General features: G+C 46.7%; 19 protein-coding genes and 1 pseudogene. 13 read left to right on the forward strand and 7 right to left on the reverse strand.

From position 1 onward, the window contains the following. Positions 1–140 precede the first annotated feature (140 nt). Together C2M24_RS07745 and C2M24_RS07750 are read right to left on the reverse strand one after the other, a co-directional pair. The gene (locus tag C2M24_RS07745) at positions 141–1,106 is read right to left on the reverse strand and encodes a ParB N-terminal domain-containing protein (RefSeq protein WP_105213954.1); all 966 of its coding nucleotides are present in this window, start codon (positions 1,104–1,106) and stop codon (positions 141–143) included. Positions 1,107–1,115: 9 nt separating this feature from the next. Next, entirely contained in the window at positions 1,116–2,354 is a 1,239-nt protein-coding gene (locus C2M24_RS07750) for an AAA family ATPase (protein WP_105213956.1), read from the reverse strand. A 786-nt stretch (positions 2,355–3,140) separates the two neighbouring features. On the opposite strand from C2M24_RS07750, the gene C2M24_RS07755 reads away from it, so the two are divergent. After that, positions 3,141–4,355 (forward strand): replication protein A, encoded by a 1,215-nt coding sequence (locus C2M24_RS07755; protein WP_105213958.1) that lies wholly within the window; start codon positions 3,141–3,143, stop codon positions 4,353–4,355. Positions 4,356–4,434: 79 nt separating this feature from the next. Here C2M24_RS07755 and C2M24_RS07760 read toward each other — a convergent pair whose 3' ends face one another. Next, positions 4,435–5,307: a DNA replication terminus site-binding protein gene (locus C2M24_RS07760; RefSeq protein WP_105213960.1), complete on the reverse strand. Its 873-nt coding sequence runs from the start codon at positions 5,305–5,307 to the stop codon at positions 4,435–4,437. A 193-nt stretch (positions 5,308–5,500) separates the two neighbouring features. Here C2M24_RS07760 and C2M24_RS07765 point away from each other — a divergent pair, with 193 nt between their 5' ends. Further along, a complete protein-coding gene (locus C2M24_RS07765) occupies positions 5,501–5,962 on the forward strand; it encodes a low molecular weight protein-tyrosine-phosphatase (protein WP_105213962.1) in 462 nt (153 codons plus the stop codon). Positions 5,963–6,143: 181 nt separating this feature from the next. Then, positions 6,144–7,493 carry a class II 3-deoxy-7-phosphoheptulonate synthase gene (locus C2M24_RS07770; RefSeq protein ID WP_105213964.1) on the forward strand — a complete coding sequence of 450 codons (1,350 nt, stop codon included), beginning with the start codon at positions 6,144–6,146 and terminating at the stop codon, positions 7,491–7,493. Positions 7,494–7,544: 51 nt separating this feature from the next. On the opposite strand, the gene ppsR is transcribed toward C2M24_RS07770, so the two are convergent. Continuing rightward, complete coding sequence (gene ppsR / locus C2M24_RS07775; protein WP_105201338.1) at positions 7,545–8,354, reverse strand: posphoenolpyruvate synthetase regulatory kinase/phosphorylase PpsR; 810 nt, start codon at positions 8,352–8,354, stop codon at positions 7,545–7,547. 147 nt (positions 8,355–8,501) lie between these two features. Here ppsR and ppsA point away from each other — a divergent pair, with 147 nt between their 5' ends. Then, positions 8,502–10,880: a phosphoenolpyruvate synthase gene (gene ppsA, locus C2M24_RS07780; protein WP_105214552.1), complete on the forward strand. Its 2,379-nt coding sequence runs from the start codon at positions 8,502–8,504 to the stop codon at positions 10,878–10,880. A gap of 48 nt (positions 10,881–10,928) precedes the next feature. Here ppsA and C2M24_RS07785 read toward each other — a convergent pair whose 3' ends face one another. Further along, positions 10,929–11,141, reverse strand: a complete 213-nt coding sequence (locus C2M24_RS07785; RefSeq protein ID WP_105213966.1) for a hypothetical protein — start codon at positions 11,139–11,141, stop codon at positions 10,929–10,931. 357 nt (positions 11,142–11,498) lie between these two features. Here C2M24_RS07785 and ydiJ point away from each other — a divergent pair. Then, positions 11,499–14,539, forward strand: a pseudogene (gene ydiJ, locus C2M24_RS07790) (D-2-hydroxyglutarate dehydrogenase YdiJ). Here ydiJ and C2M24_RS07795 read toward each other — a convergent pair. Next, positions 14,536–15,738, reverse strand: coding sequence for a cation:proton antiporter (locus C2M24_RS07795; RefSeq protein WP_105213968.1), 1,203 nt, complete (start codon positions 15,736–15,738; stop codon positions 14,536–14,538). The pseudogene ydiJ and the gene C2M24_RS07795 overlap by 4 nt on opposite strands. Positions 15,739–15,780: 42 nt before the next feature. Continuing rightward, complete coding sequence (locus tag C2M24_RS07800) at positions 15,781–16,992, reverse strand: tyrosine-type recombinase/integrase (protein WP_105213970.1); 1,212 nt, start codon at positions 16,990–16,992, stop codon at positions 15,781–15,783. 86 nt (positions 16,993–17,078) lie between these two features. Here C2M24_RS07800 and C2M24_RS07805 point away from each other — a divergent pair, with 86 nt between their 5' ends. From C2M24_RS07805 to C2M24_RS07840, 8 genes are all read left to right on the forward strand, one after another. Further along, positions 17,079–17,654, forward strand: coding sequence for a YSC84-related protein (locus C2M24_RS07805; RefSeq protein WP_105201342.1), 576 nt, complete (start codon positions 17,079–17,081; stop codon positions 17,652–17,654). A 553-nt stretch (positions 17,655–18,207) separates the two neighbouring features. Beyond that, positions 18,208–18,621: a hypothetical protein gene (locus tag C2M24_RS07810; RefSeq protein WP_105213972.1), complete on the forward strand. Its 414-nt coding sequence runs from the start codon at positions 18,208–18,210 to the stop codon at positions 18,619–18,621. A gap of 444 nt (positions 18,622–19,065) precedes the next feature. Then, complete coding sequence (locus tag C2M24_RS07815; RefSeq protein WP_158683719.1) at positions 19,066–19,455, forward strand: hypothetical protein; 390 nt, start codon at positions 19,066–19,068, stop codon at positions 19,453–19,455. 175 nt (positions 19,456–19,630) lie between these two features. Continuing rightward, a complete protein-coding gene (locus tag C2M24_RS07820) occupies positions 19,631–19,924 on the forward strand; it encodes a hypothetical protein (protein ID WP_105188907.1) in 294 nt (97 codons plus the stop codon). 221 nt (positions 19,925–20,145) lie between these two features. Next, complete coding sequence (locus tag C2M24_RS07825; protein WP_105213976.1) at positions 20,146–22,161, forward strand: patatin-like phospholipase family protein; 2,016 nt, start codon at positions 20,146–20,148, stop codon at positions 22,159–22,161. After that, positions 22,161–23,204, forward strand: a complete 1,044-nt coding sequence (locus C2M24_RS07830; protein WP_105213978.1) for an SMP-30/gluconolactonase/LRE family protein — start codon at positions 22,161–22,163, stop codon at positions 23,202–23,204. The genes C2M24_RS07825 and C2M24_RS07830 overlap by 1 nt, the downstream gene beginning before the upstream one ends. A 58-nt stretch (positions 23,205–23,262) precedes the next feature. Further along, on the forward strand, positions 23,263–25,479 hold the full coding sequence (locus C2M24_RS07835) for a di-heme-cytochrome C peroxidase (protein ID WP_105213980.1): 2,217 nt from the start codon (positions 23,263–23,265) through the stop codon (positions 25,477–25,479). 9 nt (positions 25,480–25,488) lie between these two features. After that, a complete protein-coding gene (locus C2M24_RS07840) occupies positions 25,489–26,637 on the forward strand; it encodes a catalase family protein (protein ID WP_105213983.1) in 1,149 nt (382 codons plus the stop codon).

A 26,637-nucleotide genomic window follows, 5' to 3' on the forward strand; every position in this document is an offset into this window, starting at 1 on the left:
TCCAACCCAACTACTGAAATAGGCCAGTATATCGCTTTTCGACATGGTGAAAAAGCCCCAGAGCGTGGAACTCAGGCGAATTGAGGGCATAAAAAAGCCCGGTTCAAAGCCCAGGCTTAAAAACAACAAGGCAAAGTAGCTTAATTAAAACTTTCCAGCATTTTAGCCAGTTGCATAAAGCGCTTCTCTGTCATTATCTTATTGTCGATCTTGATCGTTAGATCACCATTTTTACTGTGCTTTTGGATCCGCACAAAGTCATTGGCGAGTTTAATGTCCTCGTTGCGCTTTGTCCCTTGCGGCGCTTCACACAGGTATTTGGTTACCGCAAGCGCAGCCTTGTCGTCGCTATCGAAGCCGGTTTGTGCAAATTGGGCACGGCAATCGGCAACACGTTCGTTAAAGGCACTGCCGTCTTTATCTTGCGCCTGGATAAGCTTCTTAGCCACTTCACGGCCAACATGGTTGGCGGTAGGGTAGAGCGCCAACACATCCTTAGGAAGGCATTCAAAGGCTTTAATGGCATCGGCAATGGCTGTGTGTGAAACACCTTCTAACTGAGCGATTTCACGATACGAGCCCTTCTTACCCTGCTCCTTCAACTCTTCACGCGTCGATGCATAGGCCTGGCCCAGCTCCCATAAACTAGGGGCTATATATTGATCCGAAGAAACCGCGAGGATCTTCGCATCTTCATCGTTAAAATCGCTGGAGCTTAATACCAGATAATCCGCCGGTGCCAGCATACAAGCCTTACGACGACGCGAGCCGGCCAAAACCAAAAGCTCGCCATTGTGCTCCCAAGCCAGTGCTGGGTGCTGGTTACGGCCATCATCGCGAATGGCAGGAAGAATATCGGCCACCGACTTTTCTGTCAGGAGCGCCTGGACACGGCGGTTCTTGCCGTAGACCTTGGTGCGTTGTTCAATATCCTGATGGGCAATCACCTGGCAAGTGAGGCGAATGGTGCGCTTAGGATCGCTCGGCGCCGGCATACTGATCACATCCCCGGCCTGAGCTTGGGCCAGTAACTGATCCAGGCTGCTACTTTCTACTGCGGTTGCAAACGGGTCTATGCGGGTGTCGTTCTTACGTTTCTTTGCCATGATAATGCCTTACTGTGCTGCCTTAAGTTGTGATTGTGTCGATGCCCAGTTGGAACGAATAAGCATTTCTAATTCATCAACCACGTCTTTCACGTTTTCCTGAGCCTTAACCAAGGACTCTCGGCTAGCCAAACTGTCAGAGGTTTTCTGATCGAATATGGTGTTGAACGACGAAGAACTTGCGGTAATTGCACTGCTATGGTTTATCGGATAGCTCATTACCTGACGACCGAACGCAGAGCGCACATCTTTAACTATGTCGCGTTGGGAATGGTTGCCTTTAACATAGTTGGTAACTAGGAACTGCATAAAGTCCCAACCATCATGACCTAGGGCGGCCACGGTGTGATAAATCTCACCTAGGCGCTTAAGGTATTTATTGTTCGCATCAAAGTCGACCGCTTCCGGGTGCACCGGGATAAGCATCGCAGTTGAAGCCATTAATGCGTTGTAAAACATAAAGTTAAGTGATGGTGCCGTATCGATCAAAATAATATCGAATTGATCCTGTACCGGCTCAATGACCTTTTCCAATAACTTATGGTAATGGCGCGTTTGCCCATAATCACCACTTTCACGCAGTGCCGTTGCTGTCTCGTGCTCGAAGTAAAAATCATCCATTCCCGATGGAAGGATGCGAATATTAGGGATATGGGTTTTTAAAAATGCATCGCTGACGATCCCTTCCCAGGTTTCATCTTCATCAAGCTCGATACAATCACGCATCAGATCACCCACAGTTATGGGATCGGGTTCACCCGGTGGGAAAAAGCTTGATGAGGATCCTTGCGGATCTAAATCGATAATGCCAATGCGGTAACGTTTAATATTCGTGGTTGCAAGTGCGGCGGCAATGTTAACCATACTGGTGGTTTTACCACATCCACCTTTCAGTGAGTTAATAACAATAACCTGAAGTTTATCATCAACTTGACGATGATCGGCATCAATGCCCATCACTTCGGCCATGCGATAGATGTTCGCTAATGTGTAGGCATAATGACCATTGGCACCACGGCGAATTTCAATGTGATCGAAATCACCCTGATCATGACGTCGTTTTAAGGTACGGTTATTACAACCTAATAGATCGGCGGCGGCCTTTTGGGTATAGGTTCGAAGCTCTTTCTCTTCTGCTTTGAGATGGGCTCGATAATGTTGAATACGTCCTTCGAGTGACTTTTCAGCAACATCGGCCGTAGCCTTAAGTAACTGGTAGGTTCTTAGCGCACTTTGTTTTATTGTCATACTTGCATCCCTAAGTTTAAGCCATGAGTATAATGTCCACTTCTTTAGCTGTAAACATATATTTTAGGCGACATTGCATTAAAAACAAGAAAGACATTTTGATTGAAAACTTCCTATAAGGTAATAACTAGATTAGATTCGTTTAAATATATAGGTATATAAAGGCTAAGGCAGGAAATATCTATTCTAACTAATTGTTTTTTAATGATATTACTATTTTTCTTAGATCATCATTTTACTTGGTATAGATCTGATTCCTACCAAGTCATGGATCAACATTATAGTAAGTGAAAATCTTCGCTTTAAGTTATGCACAGCTTACGTACAAGGTTACTCACAAAAACACCGGGTTAGATCATTTTTTTACTAACCATTTGCTCCTAGTTATACACATAATCAGGTAACTAAGGCACTGATATCTAGGTAAAGATCTGATCTTTACCTGCTATAGATCAGATCTCTACCAAGCGCTTGCTCAGTTATACACAAGGCTGGCGTTTACAAGACCAATAATGACCAAAAAAACCGCGATTTTTTAAATGAAAGAGCAAAAATACAAAAAATCTGATGCCGCACTTGGTAAAAAGATGATCTATAACCCATGAGTTAATAAAAATCTGATCCCAAAAGTTTCAAACTGAACGTTTAATCGCCTAAGGTTAGTAAAAAAGTGATCCAAACCATGAAACTCGAACTTGGATCAGTTTTTTACTAACATAGATGATTAACTTTTTTCGTATTATGTGTTGATATTACCTTTGGCATCGATAGCAATGGAAAATAACAATGAACCGCAAGGTTAATATCTCGGTAGAAAACTTACCAGACTCTTTGCGAGGCCAGATCAATGGCGTTGAAAGTGCAACGGATAACGAAAATCTGGCATTGTTCACCGACAATAAAGATGTGCGCATTTCAATCGAAAGTTCTGTACATGGATTAAGAGCCTACTCTAATACCTTCAATCATTATGATCTTTGGGGGCGCTTCGTCCGTTCCGGTCATAAAAAATTGCCGCTAGAAGATGCACCGAAGAAAACCATTATTACTCGCCGAATCTCGGAAAAAGTAGATGGCATACTGTATGAGGGGGAAATTAAAATTACCCCGGCGGTGGTCAGTACTCGTCAAGAAGGCGAAGAAGTTGAATGCCTAGTATGGCCATCTGACAGAGAAGAAAAAGTTGAGCGCGCCTTAATTCGATTGGCGTCCAAAGGCAAGATTGTCAAAATCAACTTTAAATCGGGTATCCAGTACGCGGTTATCTTTTCGATGAATGAATTGGCCCAGGAGCTCAAGGCCGTAGGTCAGTCGATGCCGTACCCGCAAATTAAAGAATCATTGGAAGCCCTGCAAGGTTCCAAGTTGTCCTTTAAGTACACGGCGACCGATACCAAGAATTCCAATATTGACGATTCATTTTATGAGTCGAATATGAACTTCTTATCCTCATTACATTTCAGCGGTAAGAAAGGGCAGGGCGGCAATGTAAAATGTGTGGCCTGTTTAAACGCTTTTGTTCACAACATGATAGATAACCTGGAATATAAAGGTTATTACTTTAACCGTGCGCAAGAACTGAAACGCGGATTATCGCGCTGGATGATGTTGCGCCTGTATCACTTATGGCGCTACGCAGCGCCGGGCAAGACCTACCACTTCCGTCTGCTGTCTATTATGGAAAAATATGGCTCAATCTATGCCGATGACAAGATTACCGACAATAAATTAAAAGCCCTGCGCCGTGATATGACTACAACCATGAAAGACCTAATCGACAAGGGTGCCATTTCCGATTACAGCATTTCCAATGTGAAAGAGGACTCAACCGGGAAAATTATCGATTATGTTTACGAAATGCATCCGTCCGATGAGTTTTGCGAAGAAATTCTTACTTTGAATAAGCAAAACAAACGTATCGAAATACAAGGTGGCAAACGCATTGTCGAAAATGCAGAGATCATAGATGAAGAAAGGCTTGAAGAAATAGTCGAAAAGTAATCCTTGTCTGCTCTAATAGAAAAGCCCACATTTGTGGGCTTTTTAACATAACGAATACGGGCTACTTTGATGTGAGTACTTACTCACTTTTTGCTAAGTACAGTCGCTCAACCAGGTATTCATAGTCACGTTTTCGCGGATCTTCCTTAGGTTGGTAATCTTTGAGTTCCCCAAGTTTTATCTCAGGATTGTCGTCAAACACGATAAAGGGTAAAGCACCGCTAACATGATAACGGCGGTTATCGGCGAAGCGCACATTTACTTCGGGCGTGACCCTTATAGGACGACGAATACGTAACTTTTCGTTTTCAGCCAAACTCGCAACCTTACGTTTTTCCTGCTCAACTAAGATTTGCCACTGCTGTTGATCTATCATGCGTGGATTAGAATAAGCACTGCTTCGCTCTAACATAGTAAGTGCTAACTTACGGGTAAGAGATTTGGTGGAATGTTTTTGCATCCAGGTAAAACGCACCGAGTAGGGAGAGTAAGCTTCAAAATGGATATGGCGATAAAATGCCAGTGTCATTAATCCGGGAACGGCACTGTGAACCGCATCGAAGCGGGCGTCATTATTATCTAAGGTCAGCACCTTTTGCTTAAACTCAGTTTTAAGCTCGTTGATTTTTAACAGATAAGGCTCAAAAGTAGCGAAAGAAGCTCGCGGTAATAAGACGATACCCGGATGACGTTTAGCTAGTTTCCCGCTGAGTTCACCGTCTTTGTGAAAATCTAAAAAGCTGTTTTTAATTTGTGTCAGCGCCGTATCACCTCGATGGCCTTGCACAGAAATTGCGGCTAAAGGGTTTCGCTCTTGCTCAGGTGTTGGCAAGGGCAATTGAAAATAGCTCGCCTGGCGATACTGGGTCTGTGCCAATAACTGAGTAAAATCCTGCAAATACTCCTGCGTCAGGTCGTAAATGCTGCGAAGCTGTAGTTTTACACTGCTCATAGTAATAAAGAACACATCATACAATATCTTGCTAGTTTAGCTCGTTACTTCCCTGTGTAACAAGATATTGAAAAATTTAAGAATGCTGAGGTTATTTAGAGTTTAATTACAGTATGATGTGTTCATTGTGGCTTTACTCTTACCCAACTGGCACTAAAGTTAAGTGAGTTCATAAAAGCAGGATGAAAAACCTATGAAGATCATGTACGTCTGTTTAGGCAATATTTGCCGCTCACCAACCGCTCATGCAATTGCCATAAAGCGAGCAGTGGAGCAGGGCTTAACTTATATCGAATTCAGCAGCTCTGGCACTTCTGGCTATCATGTTGGTGAGCATCCGGACGAGCGGGCAATTTCACATGGAGCGCGACACGGATATGATCTATCACGGCTAATCGCACAAAGACTTAGCCAAGATGATTTCTATGAGCAAGATTTAATTCTCACCATGGATGAACAAAATTACCGGGATGTGCTGGCAATGCAACCCGTCGATGCAACAGCAATGATCAAGCGTCTGCTCGATTACCATCCCGACCCTGAATTAACCCAGGTTCCTGACCCATATTATGGTGGCCATGCAGGTTTCGACACTGTAATCGCCATGTGCGAAACGGCCATTGATACCCTGTTTAATGAATTGGACAAGAGATAAGTTATTGCTGAGGTGGCCTGTTTGTCACAATAAGTATGATGTGTTCAATATACATAAAGGTCTACCGCGACAAAAGTAGGATACTTTATTTCCTCCATCGCCCCCTTTTACCCTTGCGCTAGCGCCCGCCATTCGGTACTTTCGTGAGTGAGGTACAATTAGGAATGAGGAAAATTGTAAAGTGAAACCTTGGAGTCCAAATAGCTGGAGGGATTTCCCCATAGTCCAGCAACCCACATACCCGGATCAAAGTGTCTTAGCCAATGTTGAAAGTGAGCTAAACAGTGCACCGCCTTTGGTGTTTGCCGAAGAAACACGTAGCCTGTTTAAGCAACTTGAGGATGTGTGCGAAGGCCGCGCCTTTTTATTGCAAGGTGGCGATTGTGCCGAGTCATTCGCTGACTTTAGCGCCGCTAATATCCGCGATACCTTTAAAACCCTGCTGCAAATGGCGGTGGTACTAACCTATGGTGGTAAATGCCCGGTAGTAAAAATCGCACGTATGGCGGGGCAGTTTGCCAAGCCGCGTTCCAGTGATTTTGAAACCTTCGACGGCGTCAGCCTGCCTTCGTATCGCGGCGACATTATCAATAGCTCTGAATTTACCGAGCAGGCGCGCGTGCCCGATCCGCAAAGATTAATGAAAGCCTATCACCACAGTGCGTCAACGCTTAACCTGTTGCGTGCCTTTGCCCAAGGTGGTCTTGCCGACTTACATCAGGTAAACCGCTGGAATATGAGCTTCGTTGCCGCCAACCCCTTAAAAGATAAATATCAAGAGGTTGCCGATCGCATTCAGGACGCGCTCGAATTTATGGAAGTCTGTGGCATTAACTCCACCAATGCGCCATCGTTAACGGAAACCTCTTTATATACCTCTCATGAAGCACTTTTGTTGGGTTATGAGCAGGCGCTGACACGCCGTGATCACCTATCTGGCGACTGGTACGATTGCTCGGCGCACTTTGTGTGGATTGGCGAACGTACGCGTCAGCTTGATCACGCCCATATTGAGTTCTTCCGCGGCATTAAAAACCCCATAGGTGTAAAGGTTGGCCCAGGCATGAGCCCGGACGAGCTGATTGAACTGATTGATGCGGTAAACCCGGACAATATTCCAGGGCGCTTAACCCTTATCACCCGCATGGGTGCCGATATGCTGCCACAGAAACTTCCAGCACTGGTACGCCGCGTACAGCAAGAAGGGCGAAAAGTGATTTGGAGCTCAGATCCCATGCACGGCAATACCGAAAAAGCCAGCTCGGGTTATAAAACTCGCAGCTTCGATAATATCCTGCGTGAGATCAGCCAGTTTTTCGCCGTCCATAAGGCCGAAGGCTCACACGCCGGCGGTGTACATTTAGAAATGACCGGCCAGCACGTGACCGAATGCACAGGCGGCGCTTATGGTCTTTCCGATGAGGATTTGGCTCAGCGTTACCGCACCCAGTGCGACCCACGCCTGAATGCCGATCAGGTACTTGAGCTCGGCTTCCTGGTTGCAGACTTACTAAAAGACGCCCGCAAATAAGACGAGTAAAAAGAAAAGCGCCCAAGGGCGCTTTTTTTTATTCGATAGTTTTTAATATTTCCTGCGCTGCAACCCGGTCTCAGCCATAATCTTGGCTGACATTTCCTCCACCGAATGATGCGTGGAATTGTAGTGGGGGATACGAAAACGCTTATACAGCATTTCCACTTCACGGATTTCGATACGACACTGGCGCAAAGATGCATATCTTGAATTGGCCATGCGCTCATTACGTATAGCCGCAAGGCGTTCGGGTGAAATGGTTAAACCAAACAATTTGTTTTTGTATGGCTGTAAAGATTTTGGCAACTCGCCTGAGTCCAGATCATCCGGCGTTAAAGGATAGTTGGCCGCCTTAATGCCGTATTGCAGGGCCAAATATAAACTGGTTGGTGTTTTACCGCTTCGGCTCACTCCCACCAGGATGACATCCGCTTGCTGGTAGTCCTTGATATTGGCGCCATCGTCGTTGGCCAGGGCATAGTTTACCGCGGCGATACGGAAGTCGTAACTTTGCTCGTGAATACTGTGAGTACGATGCACCTTAGGCACGGGTTCAACGCCCAATTCGTTTTGCAATTGACTGCTGAAGGTGCTGATAAAGTCATAGCACACGGCATTGCTCGCAAGGATGATTTCGCTGAGCTCTGGATTCACAAAAGTGAAGAAAACAATCGGTTTTTCATTGCTTTTGGCCGCTGCCTGCTCAATTTGCGCCTTAACTTCTAAGGCTTTTTCTCTGGTTTCAACAAAGGGAATTGTGGTGTGTTCAAATTCCATTGGAAAGAGGGACAAAGTCGCATTACCAAAGACCTCAGCGGTAATTGCGGTGCCGTCAGAAATATAAAATGCGTTGCGCATAAGCGTCCTTTTTTTATGTAATAACCTGATAAACCGTAAGGCTACGGTTTACGCATCAGTGTTTGCCAGTGTAGAATGTTAGCGCCTCATTTAAAAGGTCATTGTTTTGATGACCAAACTTACAATATGTTTTTTGGAGAAAGTTCCGTGCAAGAATACGTTCTCTGGTATCAAGAGCTTGGTATGCAAGATGTGCCGAGAGTTGGAGGCAAAAACGCCTCTCTCGGTGAAATGATTTCAAACCTAGCCAACGCCGGTGTCCAAGTACCGGGTGGTTTTGCAACGACATCATACGCATTTAACGAGTTTCTTGAGCAATCTGGATTGAATGCTCGCATCTACGACGTGTTAGACAAACTAGACGTTGAAGATGTCAATGAATTGGCCAAAGTTGGTGCCGAAATCCGTCAGTGGATCATCGACACGCCATTCCAAGCTTCATTGGACCAGGCTATCCGCGAGGCCTACGGCCAACTACACGCTGACCCAGCACATGACGTATCCTTTGCAGTACGTTCCTCTGCCACCGCCGAAGACATGCCAGACGCATCATTCGCCGGACAACAAGAAACCTTCTTAAACGTGCGCGGCATCGATGCCGTAATGGTTGCTATCAAACACGTTTTTGCCTCTCTATTTAATGACCGCGCCATCTCTTACCGCGTACACCAGGGTTACGACCATAAAGGTGTAGCACTATCTGCCGGTATCCAGCGCATGGTTCGCTCTGACATGGCCTCTTCAGGCGTAATGTTCAGCATCGACACCGAGTCAGGTTTCGAAGACGTAGTATTTGTAACATCAAGCTTCGGTCTTGGTGAAATGGTTGTGCAAGGCGCGGTAAACCCGGATGAATTCTATGTTCACAAAGGTACTCTAGCCAAAGGTAAACCAGCCGTTGTTCGTCGTAACATCGGTTCTAAAGCCATTCAAATGGTTTACTCACAAGACCAGGAACACGGCAAGCAGGTTGAAATTGTTGACGTAGCTCCTGAGCAAGCCAACAGCTTCTCTATCACAGATGAAGAAGTAATGGACCTTGCCAAGCAAGCGGTTATCATCGAAAAGCATTACGGTCGTCCAATGGACATCGAGTGGGCAAAAGACGGTAACGACGGCAAGCTTTACATAGTACAGGCTCGTCCAGAAACCGTACGTTCAAACGAAGATGCGAACGTGATGGAGCGTTTCCAGCTTAAGCAAACGTCAAGCGTTGTAGCCGAAGGCCGTGCCATCGGTCACAAAATCGGCTCTGGCGTGGTACGTGTACTTAACTCTATCGACGAGATGGACAAGGTACAACACGGCGATATCCTGGTAACCGACATGACTGACCCTGATTGGGAACCTATCATGAAGCGCGCCGCTGCAATCGTTACCAACCGTGGCGGTCGTACTTGTCACGCGGCCATCATCGCCCGTGAGCTAGGTATTCCTGCGGTAGTAGGTTGTGGTAACGCCACCGACCTTATCAAAGCGGACCAGGAAGTGACTGTTTCCTGTGCCGAAGGTGACACAGGTTTCATCTATGAAGGTCAGCTTGAGTATGAAGTACTGACTTCACGCGTTGATGAAATGCCTGCTCTACCACTTAAGATCATGATGAACGTGGGTAACCCAGATCGTGCTTTCGATTTCGCGCGTTTACCTCACGCTGGTGTTGGTCTGGCTCGTCTTGAGTTCATCATCAACCGTATGATCGGTGTTCACCCTAAAGCGCTTCTTAACTTTGATGCTCAATCTCCTGAACTTCAGGCAGAAATTAAAGAGATCATCGCCGGTTACGAGTCGCCGCGTGAATTCTACATCGCCAAACTGGTTGAAGGTATCGCCACGCTAGGTTGTGCGTTCGCTCCAGAGCGTGTGATCGTCCGTATGTCTGACTTCAAATCGAATGAATATGCCAACCTGGTTGGCGGTCAGCAATACGAGCCGGAAGAAGAAAACCCAATGATTGGTTTCCGTGGTGCTTCTCGTTATATCAGTGAAGACTTCCGCGAGTGTTTCGCCCTTGAGTGTGAAGCCATCAAGCGTGTTCGCAACGACATGGACTTGACCAATGTTGAGATCATGATCCCGTTCGTACGTACCCTTGAAGAAGGTAAAAAGGTTATTGAGCTTCTTGAAGAGCAAGGCCTTAAGCGTGGCGAAAACGGTTTGAAAGTGATCATGATGTGTGAGCTGCCTTCAAACGCGCTACTTGCCGATGAATTCCTTGAGTACTTCGATGGTTTCTCAATCGGTTCAAACGATTTAACTCAGCTTACTCTTGGTCTTGACCGTGACTCGGGTCTTATCGCTCACCTGTTCGACGAGCGTAACCCAGCGATCAAGAAGCTATTGTCTATAGCTATTAAAACAGCCAAGGCAAAAGGCAAGTACGTAGGTATCTGTGGTCAAGGTCCTTCGGATCACGAAGACTTTGCTGCCTGGTTAGTACAAGAAGGTATCGATTCTGTGTCATTGAACCCAGATACGGTATTGGAAACCTGGCTATACCTGGCTGAAAAGCTTAAATCGAACTAAGTTCGGTAACTGAGTAAGACAAAGAAAAAGGGCGAAATCTTCGCCCTTTTATTTTTTCGCCAATTTGCTGTCGAGCAATCGACACCCTCGCGTTAGGGTAGTTTGGCAAACCCGCACATATTTACGGGCAAGGGGATAGTGCACGGCCAGTAGGGTCAGCCCGGTTAAAAAGAAGATCACCGAGGGCCCGGGGACCACGGCAAATATCAATCCCAGTAAAAAACACAGTGCCGCTGCAGCATTCATTAACCACTTTTTCATACATCACCTAAATAATACCAATTCACTTAAATAGCTAATCATTCTAGCGGGCTAAATATCGTGCTAACTCCGTTGGAATTTATCTATGTACGCCTACACGGATGTAGGCGGTAGAGCGGCGCAGGAGCCAAAGCCGAGAATTACTACATACGAAAAATTCCGTCTTGTTACCACATCATTTATCCAGCGCTATCTCTGATCACATACTTAACAGAATTGGTATGGTTGCTCATTAACTGAACATAGCGCATTGCCGGCTACAAAGTGATTTCAAATTGTAACAATCTGTATATTCTTCAATTTCTAAGCGGGCTCAGCATGCTATAATAGCGCCGTTCGTTCCTGAGGTTTAAGGCCATGATAGCAAAGTTAAGTGTTGAGCAAGTCAGTTCTGAGCTGGTATTACATTACCTAAAAACAATCAAAGCTGAAGGCTTTAGTGGCGATGTCGATGCCAGCTATGGCACGCGACTGTTAGCGGCCACCGACAACAGTGTGTATCAAACTATTCCTCAGGGCGTGGTATTTCCAAAAACCGATAAAGACGTGCAACTGGCACTGAACATAGCTTCACGCGACCCTTTTCTGTCTTTAACCTTTGGCCCACGCGGTGGCGGTACCGGCACCAATGGCCAATCGTTGACACCGGGTATTGTTATCGATCTTTCCCGCTATATGCGCGAAATTCTGGAAATTAACGAGCAAGAAGGTTGGGTGAGGGTTCAAGCCGGGGTGATCAAAGACCAGCTGAACGACTTTTTGCGCCCCTATGGCTACTTTTTTGCACCTGACTTATCCACCAGTAACCGCGCCACAGTTGGCGGAATGATCAATACCGATGCCTCAGGTCAGGGCAGTCTGGTTTATGGTAAAACGTCCGATCACACCCTGGCACTCAAGGCCTTTCTTGCCGATGGCAGCGAGCTCAATACCCAAGGGGTGAGTGTCGAAAAAGCCAAAATAATTGCCGAGCAAGACACCGCTGTTGGCAAGGTTTACAAAACTGTCTTGGATGTGGCCAGCAGTAAGCGCGATTTAATTTTAGAAAAATTCCCACGACTGAATCGCTTTTTAACCGGTTATGACTTAGAGCATGTCTTTAATGAGACCATGACCGAGTTTGATATTGGCCGCGTACTGACCGGCTCCGAAGGCTCCTTGGCCATAGTGACAGAAGCCAAGCTCAATATTACGCCCATCGCTAAATTTAAAACCCTGATCAATATTAAGTACGACAGTTTCGACTCTGCCCTGCGTAATTCACCATTTTTAGTGGCAGCCGAGGCGACCTCGGTAGAAACCGTTGATAGCAAGGTATTAAACCTGGCCCGCGAAGACATAGTGTGGCACTCAGTATCGGACTTAATTACCGATGTACCCGGGCAAGAAATGCAAGGCTTAAACATGGTTGAGTTTAATGCCGAGCAAGAAGGGGATATGAAGGACAAGATTGACGCCCTGTGTGCCAAGCTTGATAACCTCATTGCCAATAAAGAAGCTGGGGTGATTGGCTATCAGCTCACCAATAATGTTGCCGATATTCAAAAAATCTATGCCATGCGCAAAAAGTCCGTTGGCTTGCTTGGTAATACCAAGGGTGCGAAAAAGCCGATAGCTTTTGCCGAAGACACGGCTGTACCGCCGGAAAATCTTGCCGACTTTATCAGTGAATTCCGTGAGTTACTTGATGGTCACCAACTTGACTATGGCATGTTCGGCCATGTCGACGCCGGTGTATTACATGTGCGCCCGGCACTGGATATGTGCGATCCGGAGCAAGAAAAAACCCTGCGCCAGATTTCCGATCAAGTGGTGGCATTGACCGCCAAGTATGGTGGCCTGATGTGGGGTGAACACGGTAAGGGTTATCGTAGTGAGTACGGCCCGGCGTTTTTTGGCGATGAGCTGTTTCAGGAATTGCGCCGCATTAAATCGGCCTTCGATCCAAACAATAAGCTCAACCCAGGCAAGATATGTACACCACTTGAAAGTAACGACAACTTGGTCAGCGTTGATGATAAAAAGCGTGGCTGGTTCGACCGTCAAATTGATGTCCAGGTACGGGATAGTTTTGCCAACAGCATGAACTGTAATGGTAACGGCCTGTGCTTTAACTATGATGTCAGCTCGCCCATGTGTCCTTCATACAAGGCCACCGGCGATCGCCGTTACTCGCCAAAAGGGCGCGCTGGACTAATGCGCGAATGGCTGCGACTGCAGGCGGAGCAGGGCGTTGACCTGCTTGAAGAAGAAAAGGTGATCAGCAAAAAAGACGGTCCAACCTGGTGGGAGCGCTTCCTTAATACTCAGAATAAGCGCAAGGGTCAGTATGACTTTTCGCACGAAGTGAAAGAGTCCATGGATGAGTGTTTGGCCTGTAAAGCCTGCACCACGGCCTGCCCGATTAAGGTGGATGTGCCGACATTCCGTGCCCGCTTTTTGAATTTTTACTACAGCCAATACAACCGCCCGTTAAAAGATTATCTGGTTGCCGGCATAGAACAGACGGCGCCATTGCTGGCTAAGTTCTCGGCCATTACCAATCCAGTGGTTAAATCATCCCCTGTACAATGGGCCATTAAAAAGACTCTGGGTTATGTGGATACGCCGACCCCGAGTCATCCAAACCTGGCTACGCGCACCGCGACTTTAGAGAAATTCGACCTTAATAAACTTGAGGGCTAGGCGAAGAGCAGCGCCGAGATTATGTGCTTATCGTGCAAGATCCCTTCACCAGTTTTTATGAAGCCGAACTAGTTGAGAGCTTTGCCAAGGTGGTTCAGGCTCTTGGCAAAAAGCCGATCATCTTACCCTTCAAACCGAATGGCAAGCCACAACATGTAAAAGGCTTCTTAGATAAATTTGCCCGCACCGCTAAAACCAGTGCTAAATTTTTAGAGAAGGTCAGTGAGTTGGACATTCCCATGGTTGGCCTCGATGCCTCATTGGTTTTGTGTTATCGCGATGAATACAACACGGTTTTGGGCGAGCAAAGAGGGGACTTCAATGTCTTGCTGGCCCATGAATGGCTTGGCGAGCAGACCTTTAAACAACAAGTTTTCGAGCCGCAAGCAAGCTATATATTGCTGAGCCACTGCAGCGAAACCACCGCCTTACCGCACAGCGCCAAGGTGTGGCAAAGTATTTTCTCGGCCTTGGGATTACAACTGGATCCGCAAGCCACCGGCTGTTGTGGTATGGCCGGCACCTATGGCCACGAGCTGCAAAACCAGGAAAACAGCAGGGCCTTGTATGATCTTAGTTGGAAGGCCAAGGTAGAAAGCACAGAGCCTGCTCAGTTATTGGCCACGGGTTTTTCATGCCGCAGCCAGGTGAAACGTTTTGCCCAATATAAACCGCAGCATCCCATCGAAGTACTGGCCAAAGTGTTGCACTAGTTTCGTTTCGCTACGCCCTTTTTTCTGAAAGAGTTAGCGATGGGGCGAGTGGTAATACCGTGAATAAAGACGCTGGTCATTATGGTCAGCGTCGCCAACTCACTGAGTAAACCGTCGGCGGAGTCCAACACCATCAAGGTAAAGACGATGGATGCCAAGCCCCGCGGACCAAACCAGGCCAAGGTGAATTTCTCTTTAAAATTTAACCCGTTAAATACAATTAAACTAAATAGAACGGGGATAACCCGCACCAGGGTTGCGGCTATCAGGGCAAAGGCCAACTTGCTCCAGCTTAGATCCATGCTCTGCAACTGCGAATAACTGTAGGCGCCGAACAAACACCAAATCAAATACGAAAAAAACTCGGCAATGTGCTCGCTTTCCTCGATCAGCTGCATATCCTTACTCGGCCGATACAAATAATCAAACAGCAAACCGGCAACAAAGGCGGCCACAAATCCGCTGCCGCCCAAGGCTTCAGCCACACTGTAATTGACAATCGCCAATGACAAAATTAAAAATGGACTGGAGGCCTTTTCAAAAAAATGACGTCGGGCGCTGTATCGTATTAAGTAAGTTGCTGACCAGGTGATAAGCGTTGCAACCCCAAGCGCTATCCCGACTTCACGAAACATAAACTCCAGCATCTTCATTGGCGGTTGCCAACTGCCCAGTTGCCAGGACAAAAACAGAAATAGAAAAATCGGCACGCACAGGCCATCGTTCAATCCACTTTCAACATTAATGGCTTCCCGGAGTTTTAACGGCACAGCTTTGGCTTCTAAGATCCCTTTACTTAAGGCGGCATCGGTTGGCGTTAAAATAATTGCCAATAACGCCAAGGCCAATACACTCATCTTTGGAAAAAGCAGGTATCCGGTTAGCACGGTGGCGCAGAAGGTAAGTGGCAGGGCAACAAACAAAAGCAGCACGGGATATTTATAGGCGCGTTTTAAAATGGCCAGTCGGGTTTTCGCCGCATCTGAAAATAACACCACAGCCAAGGTCAACTCCACCAAAGGTAAGAGTTGCTCTAAGGGTTGGCCGATTTTAAATTCCGCCAAAAAGATAGCCGCGACCACCATGCCGGTCAGAACAAAGTACATGGGACCGGTAAGTTCGGCCCGCGCCAACTGACGAAATGAAATGGAGTAGATAAAAAATGCCAGCGCTAACAAGATTGCGATGTAATATTCCATGGCTTGTCCTCACAGTTCGCTTAAAGCATGCTTAAAGCGTGCTTAAAGCTTACGTTTAACGCCTGACTTAGCTCGTTCTTTTATATTAGTCTGAATATAAATTTGATCTGTGGTTGCTAACTTAGCATGACCCAAATCTTCAGATAAATGTTTTAATGGCCGGGTTTGCGCATCATGGGTAGCACCGGTATGGCGCAGCCAGTGCGCGGTTGCCGCCATGAGTTTTTCAGCCTCTTCGGTAAAACCATCGTGATGAAGTGCGGCTGTGGCCAAATCAAAACTTTGCTGTACCAAACGACGAATTTGTCTAACCGTCATACCGCCTTTGCCGCGCAATTTATGAATGAGCGGGTAGGGCTCATCGACCCGAGGCAGGGCACTGAGGCCTCGATATAAACGGTAGCGTTTTAAGTAGGCAGTAAAACTTTCACTTAGCGTCACGTCCCGTAACTTATTACCCTTGCCCATGACCCGCAAAAACCAAAAGCCATCGGCGTCTTGCCAAAAGTGCGACATAACCGGTGACCAGTTGGGGCGCTCCGATAATTCAGAGATGCGTAAGTACAAACCCTTTAAACAGGCCAGGGCAAAAAGATTGCGCTCAAGTTGCGGGTCTTCTTCGCAACGTTCTTCGGTCACCCGCAATACATATTCCCATTGCAGATCGCTTAGCGTATCTGGTTGATTTATTTGGGATTGAACAACCAGGTAAGGGCAGTTCTTTTTAACCACGGGAACAAAATTTGTAAAGGAGCGTTCCTCTAAAATCGCAAATTTATAAAACACATTCAACGCCGTGAAGGTTGAATTGAGAGTTTGCTGGCTCGGCTTGGTTTCCTTGGCCATAAAAGGGCGCCATTTGGGATTTGCGATACGCTGACCCAGTTTTTGTTTAAAGCGCCACTGCACCGAGTCCGAGCACCAGTCACCACTGGGTTCAACAACAAAATCTATGTAGTGCTCAATATCTTCTCGCTTTAGCGCCAGCACAGAGGCCCCCTTGATCAGCCAGGACCAAAGGGCAAAACGTTCTATTTCATTGCGAAAACGGGTAAAGGTGGCATCGGATTTACGGCCATAAACATACAAATATTGGTAAATAAATGATAAATCTTTCGAAATTTCAGCAAGGTTTAAGCTTTGTTGGTCTATAAATAAAGCTAGTTCGGGATATTCGCTGTTCAAGGTGCCATCTTCAAGATGGGCGATTTGATAGCGCAATTGCTTGAACGTATCAACTAAAGGGGTAAGCATAAGATAAATAACTAAAAAATTTATGGTCTTAGCTTATCACAAAGTCCGATACTGTCTAGTATTGGACATTAAAGAAGGGGTACTCCATGAAAATTAGAGCTTCATTTGTTCACATCATGCTATTAGCGGTTGCCGTGCTTACCTTAAACGGCTGTGCCACCTCCAGCAATGCCAGTCCGCAAGCAAAAAGAGAGATGGTACAAAGTATGCGCAGCGAAACATTGAAAACCTTGTATGTGCGCAAACCCGATGTGCAAAACCAAATTGCCACCAGTGCCGGTTATGCGGTATTCGATAATGCCAACGTCAATGTTCTGTTTGCTAGTTTCGGCGGCGGCTATGGTGTGGTAAAAAATAACCGCACCGGAAAATGGACCTATATGAACATGGGCGAGGCGGGTTTAGGCCTGGGCCTGGGAGTTAAAGATTTTAATGTGGTCATGGTGTTTCACACCGAAGCGGCATTAAACCGATTTATTGATCATGGTTGGGCGTTTGGCGGTAATGCCGATGCCGCGGCCAAGCATAAAGACAATGGTGGCGCGGTTACCGCCGAGGCCATTGTTGATGATGTGACTGTTTATTCTCTCACCGAAACCGGTTTAGCCTTGCAAGCAGTGTTAAAAGGGACTAAATTCTGGGTAGATAATGAGCTAAACTAACATTTTTAAAGTCTTATGGTTGGAAAGTGGTCTATTTTAGATTAAATAGGCCGCTTTTTTTTGTGTTATCCTTTTTCATTCAGCGCCTTAGCGCTTCCCGTTCTGATACTTTACCCGCATTCTATAGAATCATATAGCATTTAACATAATCTAATTTATGAGCGATAATGCGGAGACTGCTTAATCTATTTTACAATAGCCTCGTAAACGATTTTTTCTTCTCCTGATTTCGATTTATCAAAGTCCAGGTTAATTTTTACTTCTTGCTCGCCAGATTGGCTTCATTTGCAATGAACAAAGCTTGCTCTGCGGTTAGGTATCTAGTACCTGCTTTAATGTTGGTTTATCAAGTTGCCGGACGAAAATTTACATAGATAAGCAACCAGATGATATTTATTGCAATCCTATCCGTGTAGATTCTTGCTCATCAGCCACAGGCTGATAATTGATTACAAGACGAGCAATTAGTTTATGAAGACCTTTTAACCGCTAACTAGCTGGTAGTATTATTCTTTTTTGTTTATTCTTAGCTAACTTAACAAGGGGATTAAACATGGAACGTGAACCTGTAAATTACAATAAGCTCTATCTAGTCGTCTTTTTAGCCGTTTTATCGGTTAGCCTTTTGCTCTTGGCTATTTTTGCATATGTAAAACATGAGACTCAAAAACAGGAACTCAAACAACTTGAGCAATTGTTTTCTACCCCTATTTACCAATCAACTTCTCCAACATTTGAGCAGCAAGTTCAGAAGCGCATGGAAGAACTAAAGCCTGAGTTCGATCGCAGGCAAAAAATAAAAATCGTATTTGAAGATACACTTAACTCTGTCGAGTCTAATCCAGACATAAACGGCCTTAGTGCCAATGGCAGTAGTATGTGCAAAACGTATTATGATTTATACGAAAAGGAACCTACTAAACAAAATATGGAAATAGCCAGGCAGGTTTGTGCGAATTTTAAATAATCGCTATGGCGCCTGCACCATGCAGGCCGTAACCCGCAAAGAATGAGCGACGGCCAATTCAAACTCAAAATAAAAAACTTTGGGAAGATTTCCACCGTAGTCCATGACTATATTTTTTATTCTTTATATGAATAAAAATAAAAATGTTACAAATCACTAACTTTTTAAAAAATAATGAATTATTGTCATATTCATAAACTAGAAAAAAACATTTTTTGCCAAGTCAATACCGACAACTTCAGACTTTAACTTACTAGACGTATCTAGATAGAAACCCTCGTATTCACTATACCTAGAACGATTAAGTGAGTCTAATTATCTACAGACTATCAATTACAAGGAAAGTAAGTTGTGAACGAGATAAGATACCCATATAAACCTCACTTAATTTTAAACATATTTTGTTTTCTGTTTATGTCGTTTTTTTCGTACTGGTATTACTATATGACTATTGATAACGATAGCTCGTTAATATTAACTAGTTTTATTAAATTATCTCCAGGCGGTGCCAATAAATTATATTTGACTTGTTCAGCGTTATTTGCGTCTATCTCCCTCGTTGCTTTTTTTAATATCTTCAAAAGTATCACATCAAAAAACCAGCTACTTCTTACAGAAAAATATATCCAAGCGCCTAAAACTCCAACGAGTAATAAAATAGTTATTGTTGATTTTGAAAATATAAATAATTACACAGAGACTAGCGTAAAAGGGAACCGGTTTCTAAATATCTATCATGATGGCGGAACCTTGAGGATTCAAGCCTCCTCCTTGCCTAAGAAAGGTGATTTCAAGCATGTTAAAAGTCATATACTGAGTCGTATTAGTTTTTAGCAATTAAAATTTTCATAAGAAGATGCAAGCTAAATCATAAAGTAATCGAAGAACACTTACCTCACAAGCTTGCGGCCTACTCTACAGGTTCAACAGACTTCCTGTGATGGTCTATTCTTTTATTCGTACACGCGCAGTACGTACAGATACTTCCCCCATCATAAGGATCAATTCAATGAAGATAATTTCTTACACCATGGTATCAGCAGTACTTTTAGCGTCGTCGTTTGCTGTCGCTGCGGAGGCAAAAAATCCGCAACAGGCATGCTGGGGACAGGCAACCAAGGTCTTTGCACAAACCGGGGCTATGGGCGAGCACAGCAGTGAGCAACCCACACCGAGAATGGGCTTACGTAATTTGGCGCGGCTACTCTATGAAGCTGGAATTATCGATGATGACACCATGGAAGCCTTGGGCCAATTCGTCGCCGATGAACTGGGTCTTTCCATCGACGCTTGTATGGACTAGCTAGGTTACATTGTTCTGATAGAAGAGTCCTTAACCGCTCACATACGGCCGAATCATAAGTAAATAGCCACCAGCCTTCTGAGTTCTGGTGGCTAAATTGCGTGGCAGGCCTTCCCTACTCCAGCCCTTTCCCCGCTACTAATAACAATAAACACAGGTATCGTTTGAGTTAATTGTGGAAACATAGATAATACAAGCAAAATAATAACAACAACTTAACAATGAGTTCCTTCCAAGAAACATTTAATCCGGATATTGAAAATCAGGAGCAGCAATGGCTGAGCGATCGACGAGCCGCCTGCAACCTAGGCTGTGACGGCAGCAAAGATACCAAGGCACTGGCGTTTTCCGGCGGCGGTATCCGCTCGGCGACCTTCAACCTCGGGGTGTTGCAGGCATTGGCGAAAAACGACCAACTCACGCAGTTTGATTACCTGTCTTCGGTGTCCGGCGGCAGTTACATAGCTACTTCCTTTACCTGGTTTAAATCCCGTTTTCCCAGTCAGTTCCCCTTTAGCACCAATCGCCATGATAAGCGCGCAAGCGACATTCTTGGTTGGCTCAGAGCGCACAGTAGCTTTTTAACGCCCGGGTTTGGCGTCGATAAAAGTTCGCTATTAACGGCCATCTTAACCGGGACCCTGATCAATATGTTGATCATGGTGCCCGTGCTCCTGCTGCTGCTCTTTCTATTAAGTTATGAATTTTCTACGGATCTCTGGGCCATAGCCATCCATGCTCCCTTTAATGGCTTTTCCTTGTTACGGGGCGCGGGCTTTATAACACTCATTGCCAGCTTTGGGTTGATGTTATTGACCGCCATCAGCACGGGCTTCGAGTCTGCGCGGGCGAACCACCGCACAGAAACGCTCAGATATTACTTAAGTAACCTCTTTCCCTTGGGTTTGGCCATGTTAGCCTTTGGTTATATACCTATTTTCCATAAGTTTTTTGAGCGCTTTGCCGAGTGGCTGGTGCACACCAGCTTTAGTATTTCTTTACTTGGTATGCTGATCACCCGGTATGCGGCGCACAGAAACGGCAGCGCCGATATTAAATATTCGCTGACCAGCATATTGATAGACTTGGGCCTACTGCTGACCTGCTTTGGCTTTGTGATGATCAGTTATCACTTTGCAGTGCAGTGGGAATTGCTACCCGCCCTATTTTATCCCTTACTGTTTTTATCTGTGTTCCTGGTATTGGGCTGTAATATCAATGCCGTGTCTATGCACGGCTACTACAGAGACAGATTAAGAGACGCCTTTATGCCCTGTCATTTGTCCAAACGCGATACTAATGACGAGCAGTGCGAACAAACGCTCAACTATGATAAGCAGCTATTGTTGGGCGAGCTTAAAGCCACAGACGCGCCCTTTCCCATCATTAATTGCAACATTGAATTGCTGGGCTCAACCAATGCTAAATATAAGAACCGCGGCGGCGACTGCTTCACCCTGACGCCTTTATATTCGGGCTCCGACAGCACGGGATATAGGGCGACCAAGGATTACATGGGCGGTAAGTTAGACCTGGCCAGCGCCTGTGCTATTTCCGGCGCAGCCATCGCCACCAATACGCCCATGACCCGTTCTAAGCAGCTGAACTTTATCATGTCACTGCTGAATCTGCGTTTGGGCTGCTGGCTGAAAAACCCGAATAAACCCACCAAACCGGCAAACTTTTTCAATAAACCCTGGTGGTACATGTATATGTTCAAGGATATGTTCGGCCAGGGCTTGAATGAACACCAGTCCTACATCCATCTCTCCGATGGCGGCCACTTTGAAAACCTGGCCTGCTACGAACTAATCCGCCGTAAATGCAAGCTTATCGTGTGTTGCGATGCCGGTGCCGATCCCAACTACCAATACCAGGATCTGGCCAGACTCATTAAGCTGGCTCGGGTTGATTTTGGTGCCAAGCTAGCCATCGATGTCAGTGCCATTAATCAAAAAGCGGCCACATCTAATATTGCCTGGACCGAAGGCAAAATTTCCTACGACGATGGCAGCTATGGCCGCTTTATCTATGTGAAGGCCAGCATGATCCAACATGTGAATGAAGAGCTGAAAAGTTATAAACGCATAAACCCTGATTTCCCACATCAGAGCACCAGTAATCAATTTTTTGATGAAATGCAGTTTGAAGCCTACCGGGAGTTAGGCTTCGAACTTACCCATCAAATGCTTAAGTCGGTTGATTTAGCGACCACGGCCACCAGCGGAGAGCAATAATGTCGAGTCTTTTATGTTCCAACTTTGAAATCGTTTGTGATCAACTCGGCTATCCGGAAGGTCCTGTCTATATGCAAGACGGTAGCGTGCTGCTGGTTGAAATCAAAAACCAGCAACTAACCCGGGTTTCGCCCCAGGGCGATAAAACCCTAGTTGCTAAAATAGCCGGTGGCCCAAACGGTGCCGCCATAGGGCCGGATGGCCAGGTCTATATCTGTAACAGTGGCGGTTTTGAATGGCTGCCGGTCCCTCTGCCGAAACAAACCTTGTTTATCGGCACAGGAAAGTCACCCGAATATAAAGGTGGCAGCATAGATAAGGTCAACCTGGCTACGGCGAACGTTGAAACTCTTTATACAAGTTGCCATACCGGCCGGCGGTTAAATATGATCAAGATGCAGTGGCAGGACCAGCCCCTTACCCCTGAGTTTGCGCTGCGCGGGCCGGACGATCTGGTTTTTGATAGCAAAGGCGGCCTGTGGTTTACCGATTGGGGCAAAGACGATGGCCGTGCCCGCGATATCACGGGCATTTACTATGCCGCAGCCGACGGCACCAGCATCAAGCAAATGGTCTTTCCGCTCAATGCACCAAACGGCATCGCCCTGTCGCCCGATGGCAAGCGCCTGTACACGGTGGAGACCTATACACGACGACTGCTCTACTGGGAGCTGTCCGCCCCCGGTGAAATTGCCCCAAACCCCAACTCGCTCGATGGCACTTACCTGCTCACAGGCTTTGAAGGCCAGGCTATTTATGACTCCATGGCGGTCGATGAGCTGGGTAACCTGTATCTGGCCACCATGTTACCGCAAGGCAATAACCCCTACAGCAATGGCGGTATTACCGTCGTATCTCCTGAAGGAGAGGTACTGGAATATATCGAGATCAATCTGGGCGAGGGTTTGTATGCGCCATTGCCCTCGAATATCTGCTTTGGTGGCGAAGACAATAAAACCGCTTATATCACCTTGGGTGCCAGCGGCATGCTGGTAAAAGCACAAATGAAAAATGCCGGTTTAACCTTGGCGTTTAACGGCTAGTTCGGGAATAACTCGGTGGAGGGGCTCCCCTCTCTTCCTCTTAACCTTGGTTAATACAATGACATTCATAAAAATAACAAAGCGTATCCTGGTCTATGTGACGGGTGTAATCGTACTGGCTGGCCTTGGTGTATTTGCCTTGGTGCATTATCCCGCCTCGCAAATCCCGGACTATGTGCCGACAGAAGAAACCCGCTATCTGGATCAGGGCTGGGGGCTCGAGGCACATTCGCCCGAGCGTCAAACCTACTATTACACACCACAGGGCACCAGATTAAAGGGCATGGAATATGACTGGCTGGCGCACCTGGAAATGCCCTGGGGGGAGACGCGATTTGCCGAGCCAGGACATTTAAAGGCCTACGGCTTTATCGTCGATGACACCCCAAGTCCTGAAAACCCCTATCAATACCCCTTGGGCTTTACCAAGCACTTCGACCAGGCATCGGCCAGTGAACTGCTGGATTTAAGCTGCGCTGCCTGTCATAACGGTCAGCTCAACTACAAAAAAGACGGCAAACATTATGCACTGCGCATCGATGGCGGCCAGGCCATGCATGCCTTTACCACCATGAAACTGGGTCACTTTGTGCCAACCCTGGTGGCATCTATGACCAGTACCTATATCAACCCGCTTAAATTTGATCGCTTTGCTACCCAGGTACTGGGCGAGCAATATAACGACCACAACAAGGCCGTCCTCAGGAAAAAATTCGGCAAGGTGTTAATGCGCTTTTTAACCCAGGGCTTTAACGATACCAGTAAAGGCCTGTATCCGGTGACCGAGGGCTTTGGCCGCACCGATGCCCTGGCCCGCATCGGCAATACCGTTTTTGGCGATAATCTGTCGGCAGAGAATTATCATAAGGCCACCGGCCCGGTTAACTACCCGCCGCTTTGGAATATCTGGAAATTTAACTGGGTGCAATATGGCGCCTCGGTAAAACAACCCATGGCGCGCAATATGGGTGAAGCGCTTGGGGTCGGCGCGCACATCGCACTGACCGACAGCTACGGTAATCCATTACCTCCTGAGCAGCGCTTCGATTCCTCGGTGTTGCCCGAGCAAATCTTCACCATAGAAACTACCTTGCAAAAACTCACGCCTCCGCAGTGGCCGGAAGATATTTTTGGCCCGGTCGATAGAGTCAAAGCGGCCGAGGGACAACATCTTTTTCAGCGCCATTGCGCCGGTTGTCATGGTCCACACCCGGCCAGCGACCTGGTTAAACAAATCGAAACGCCGTTAAAAGGCAAAGAGCAACCACTGTGGATAATGAGCGAGCTGGCCGTCAATGAGGTCGGCACAGACCCCAATGCCGCCTACAACTTTCTAAACTACCGTTTTGATCTCAGTAAAACAGGCTTAAGTAACAGCGAAATAGCGCAAAAAGTCCGAGAAATGAATATCAGGCAGTTACAACGACTGGCCAAGGTGCTTCTTAAATCGCCGCGCCTTGAGCAGTTTTTGCAACAACCCGAGCCCCAAGCCGAGACGTTAACCTTAACTACCAACTGGATAAGCGACCATCCGCAGCAATACCAGGATATAGAGCAACGCTTTAACAACTGGCAAAACAAATATGCCAAGTTAGCGGATTTGGACCAGCTCATTGCTGAGCAAGGCGATAATGATGTTCAGCAAGACATCAAAACCGCCCTAATTCAGCAGCAACTGCGCTCCTTGGACGATGCGTTAGCCAAGCTCAGTGTGGACACGCTCAGTCTGGGGGAAGCACTCAACATTACCGGCATCTATTTAAGAGAGAAGTACTATCAAGACAAAAACTTCTCGCCGGAAAAGCAAGCCTGTATGGACGGCTTTGGCGCCTTGGATTTGCCGCAACAAAAAATGATCTACAAGGCCAGACCCTTAGAAGGCATTTGGGCCACACCGCCGTTTTTACATAATGGTTCGGTACCCAATATCTACCAGCTGCTCTCGCCTGTGTCAGAGCGCGACAGCCAATTTTGGGTTGGGCAAAGGGAGTACGATCCCGTGCATCTGGGTTATGTGACCGAAAAAGAAGCGGGCCATGCCTTCTTGTTTGATACCCAAAAAGACGGCAATAAAAATATTGGCCATGAATTCAGGGATGGCTATGTTCCCTACCAGCGGGGTAATCCGCCCCAATATGGTGTCATCGGCCCGGCCTTAACGCCGGCACAGCGCCTGGCCATTGTCGAGTATTTAAAAATACATAAAGACTCCCCTGATGCCGAGCACCCAAGCACGTCAGCAGCAAACCCATCAACTCAGTGCGAAGGCCTATAAGGGAACAAGATGAAAAAACTCATTGTCTTTTGTACCATCGGCTTGCTCGCTTTGGTCGCGGTGTTATTTGTCATTAACCAGGACAAAAAGCAAAGCAGCCTGGGGATTGTTATTCCAGCCGATGAGCAAACCCATATCGCCGATATTATTTCATCGGCGGTGCAAATGGTGGATCGCAGCCAGGCAGCCACGGCGCCTGCCCCATACCGCAGGGATGTCCATGCCAAGGCCCATGGCTGTGTTAAGGCTACTTTTAGCGTACCGGCGCTCAGTGACTCGCGCTTAAAGCACGGGATATTTGCCAAGCCGGATCAATATCAGGCCTGGGTTCGTTTTTCCAGCGGCGATACCCAACCCCAAGCGGATGGCGTCAAAGATGCCAGGGGCATGGCCATTAAAGTCATGGGCGTTGACGGCAAAAAGCTGCTGCCGCTGGAGCAGGATGCGCAAACCCAGGACTTTGTGATGATCAACAGCGATGTGTTTTTTATTAAGGACGTCGCCGAATATGCCAAGTTTATGCAATACCAGGCACAAGGCAGCAAGTTTGGTTACTTTTTCAATGACTTTAACTGGAACATTTTTAAGTGGCACCTGAGGTCGCTCTACCTCGGCGCTAAAACCCTCAAGACGGCGCCGGACAGCCTGCTAACCGAGCAATATCATAGTCTCTCGGCCTATCGTCTAGGCCAAGAGCAGTTTATGAAATACAGCGCCAAGGCCTGTACGAGCAACACCGCCATCGCCGTAAACCGTGATAAGCCCAACTTTTTACGCCAGGAGCTGAGTGAGAACCTAGGTCAAACCGGTGCCTGCTTCGACTTTATGGTGCAACTGCAAAATACGGATAAATACATGCCGGTGGAAGACACAAGGGTAAAATGGCAAAGCGAGGACTCGCCTTTTATCAAGGTCGCCCGGGTTGAGATACCCGAGCAGCACTTTGATACCCGGGAGCAAAATCAGTTTTGTGAAAACCTGTCTTTTACCCCTTGGCATGCCGTAAAGGCGCTGGAGCCTGTGGGCGGGATCAACCGCTTACGCAAAGCTGTGTACAACGGCGTCTCCCGTTATCGCCATGATAAAAACGGCCAGGAGATGTTCGAGCCAAAGGGCTGGTGCCTGAAACTCGACGGCAGTGAGTGCGAAGCCGAGTAA

Source organism: Pseudoalteromonas sp. T1lg22 (assembly GCF_002964645.1).
GTDB lineage: Bacteria > Pseudomonadota > Gammaproteobacteria > Enterobacterales > Alteromonadaceae > Pseudoalteromonas.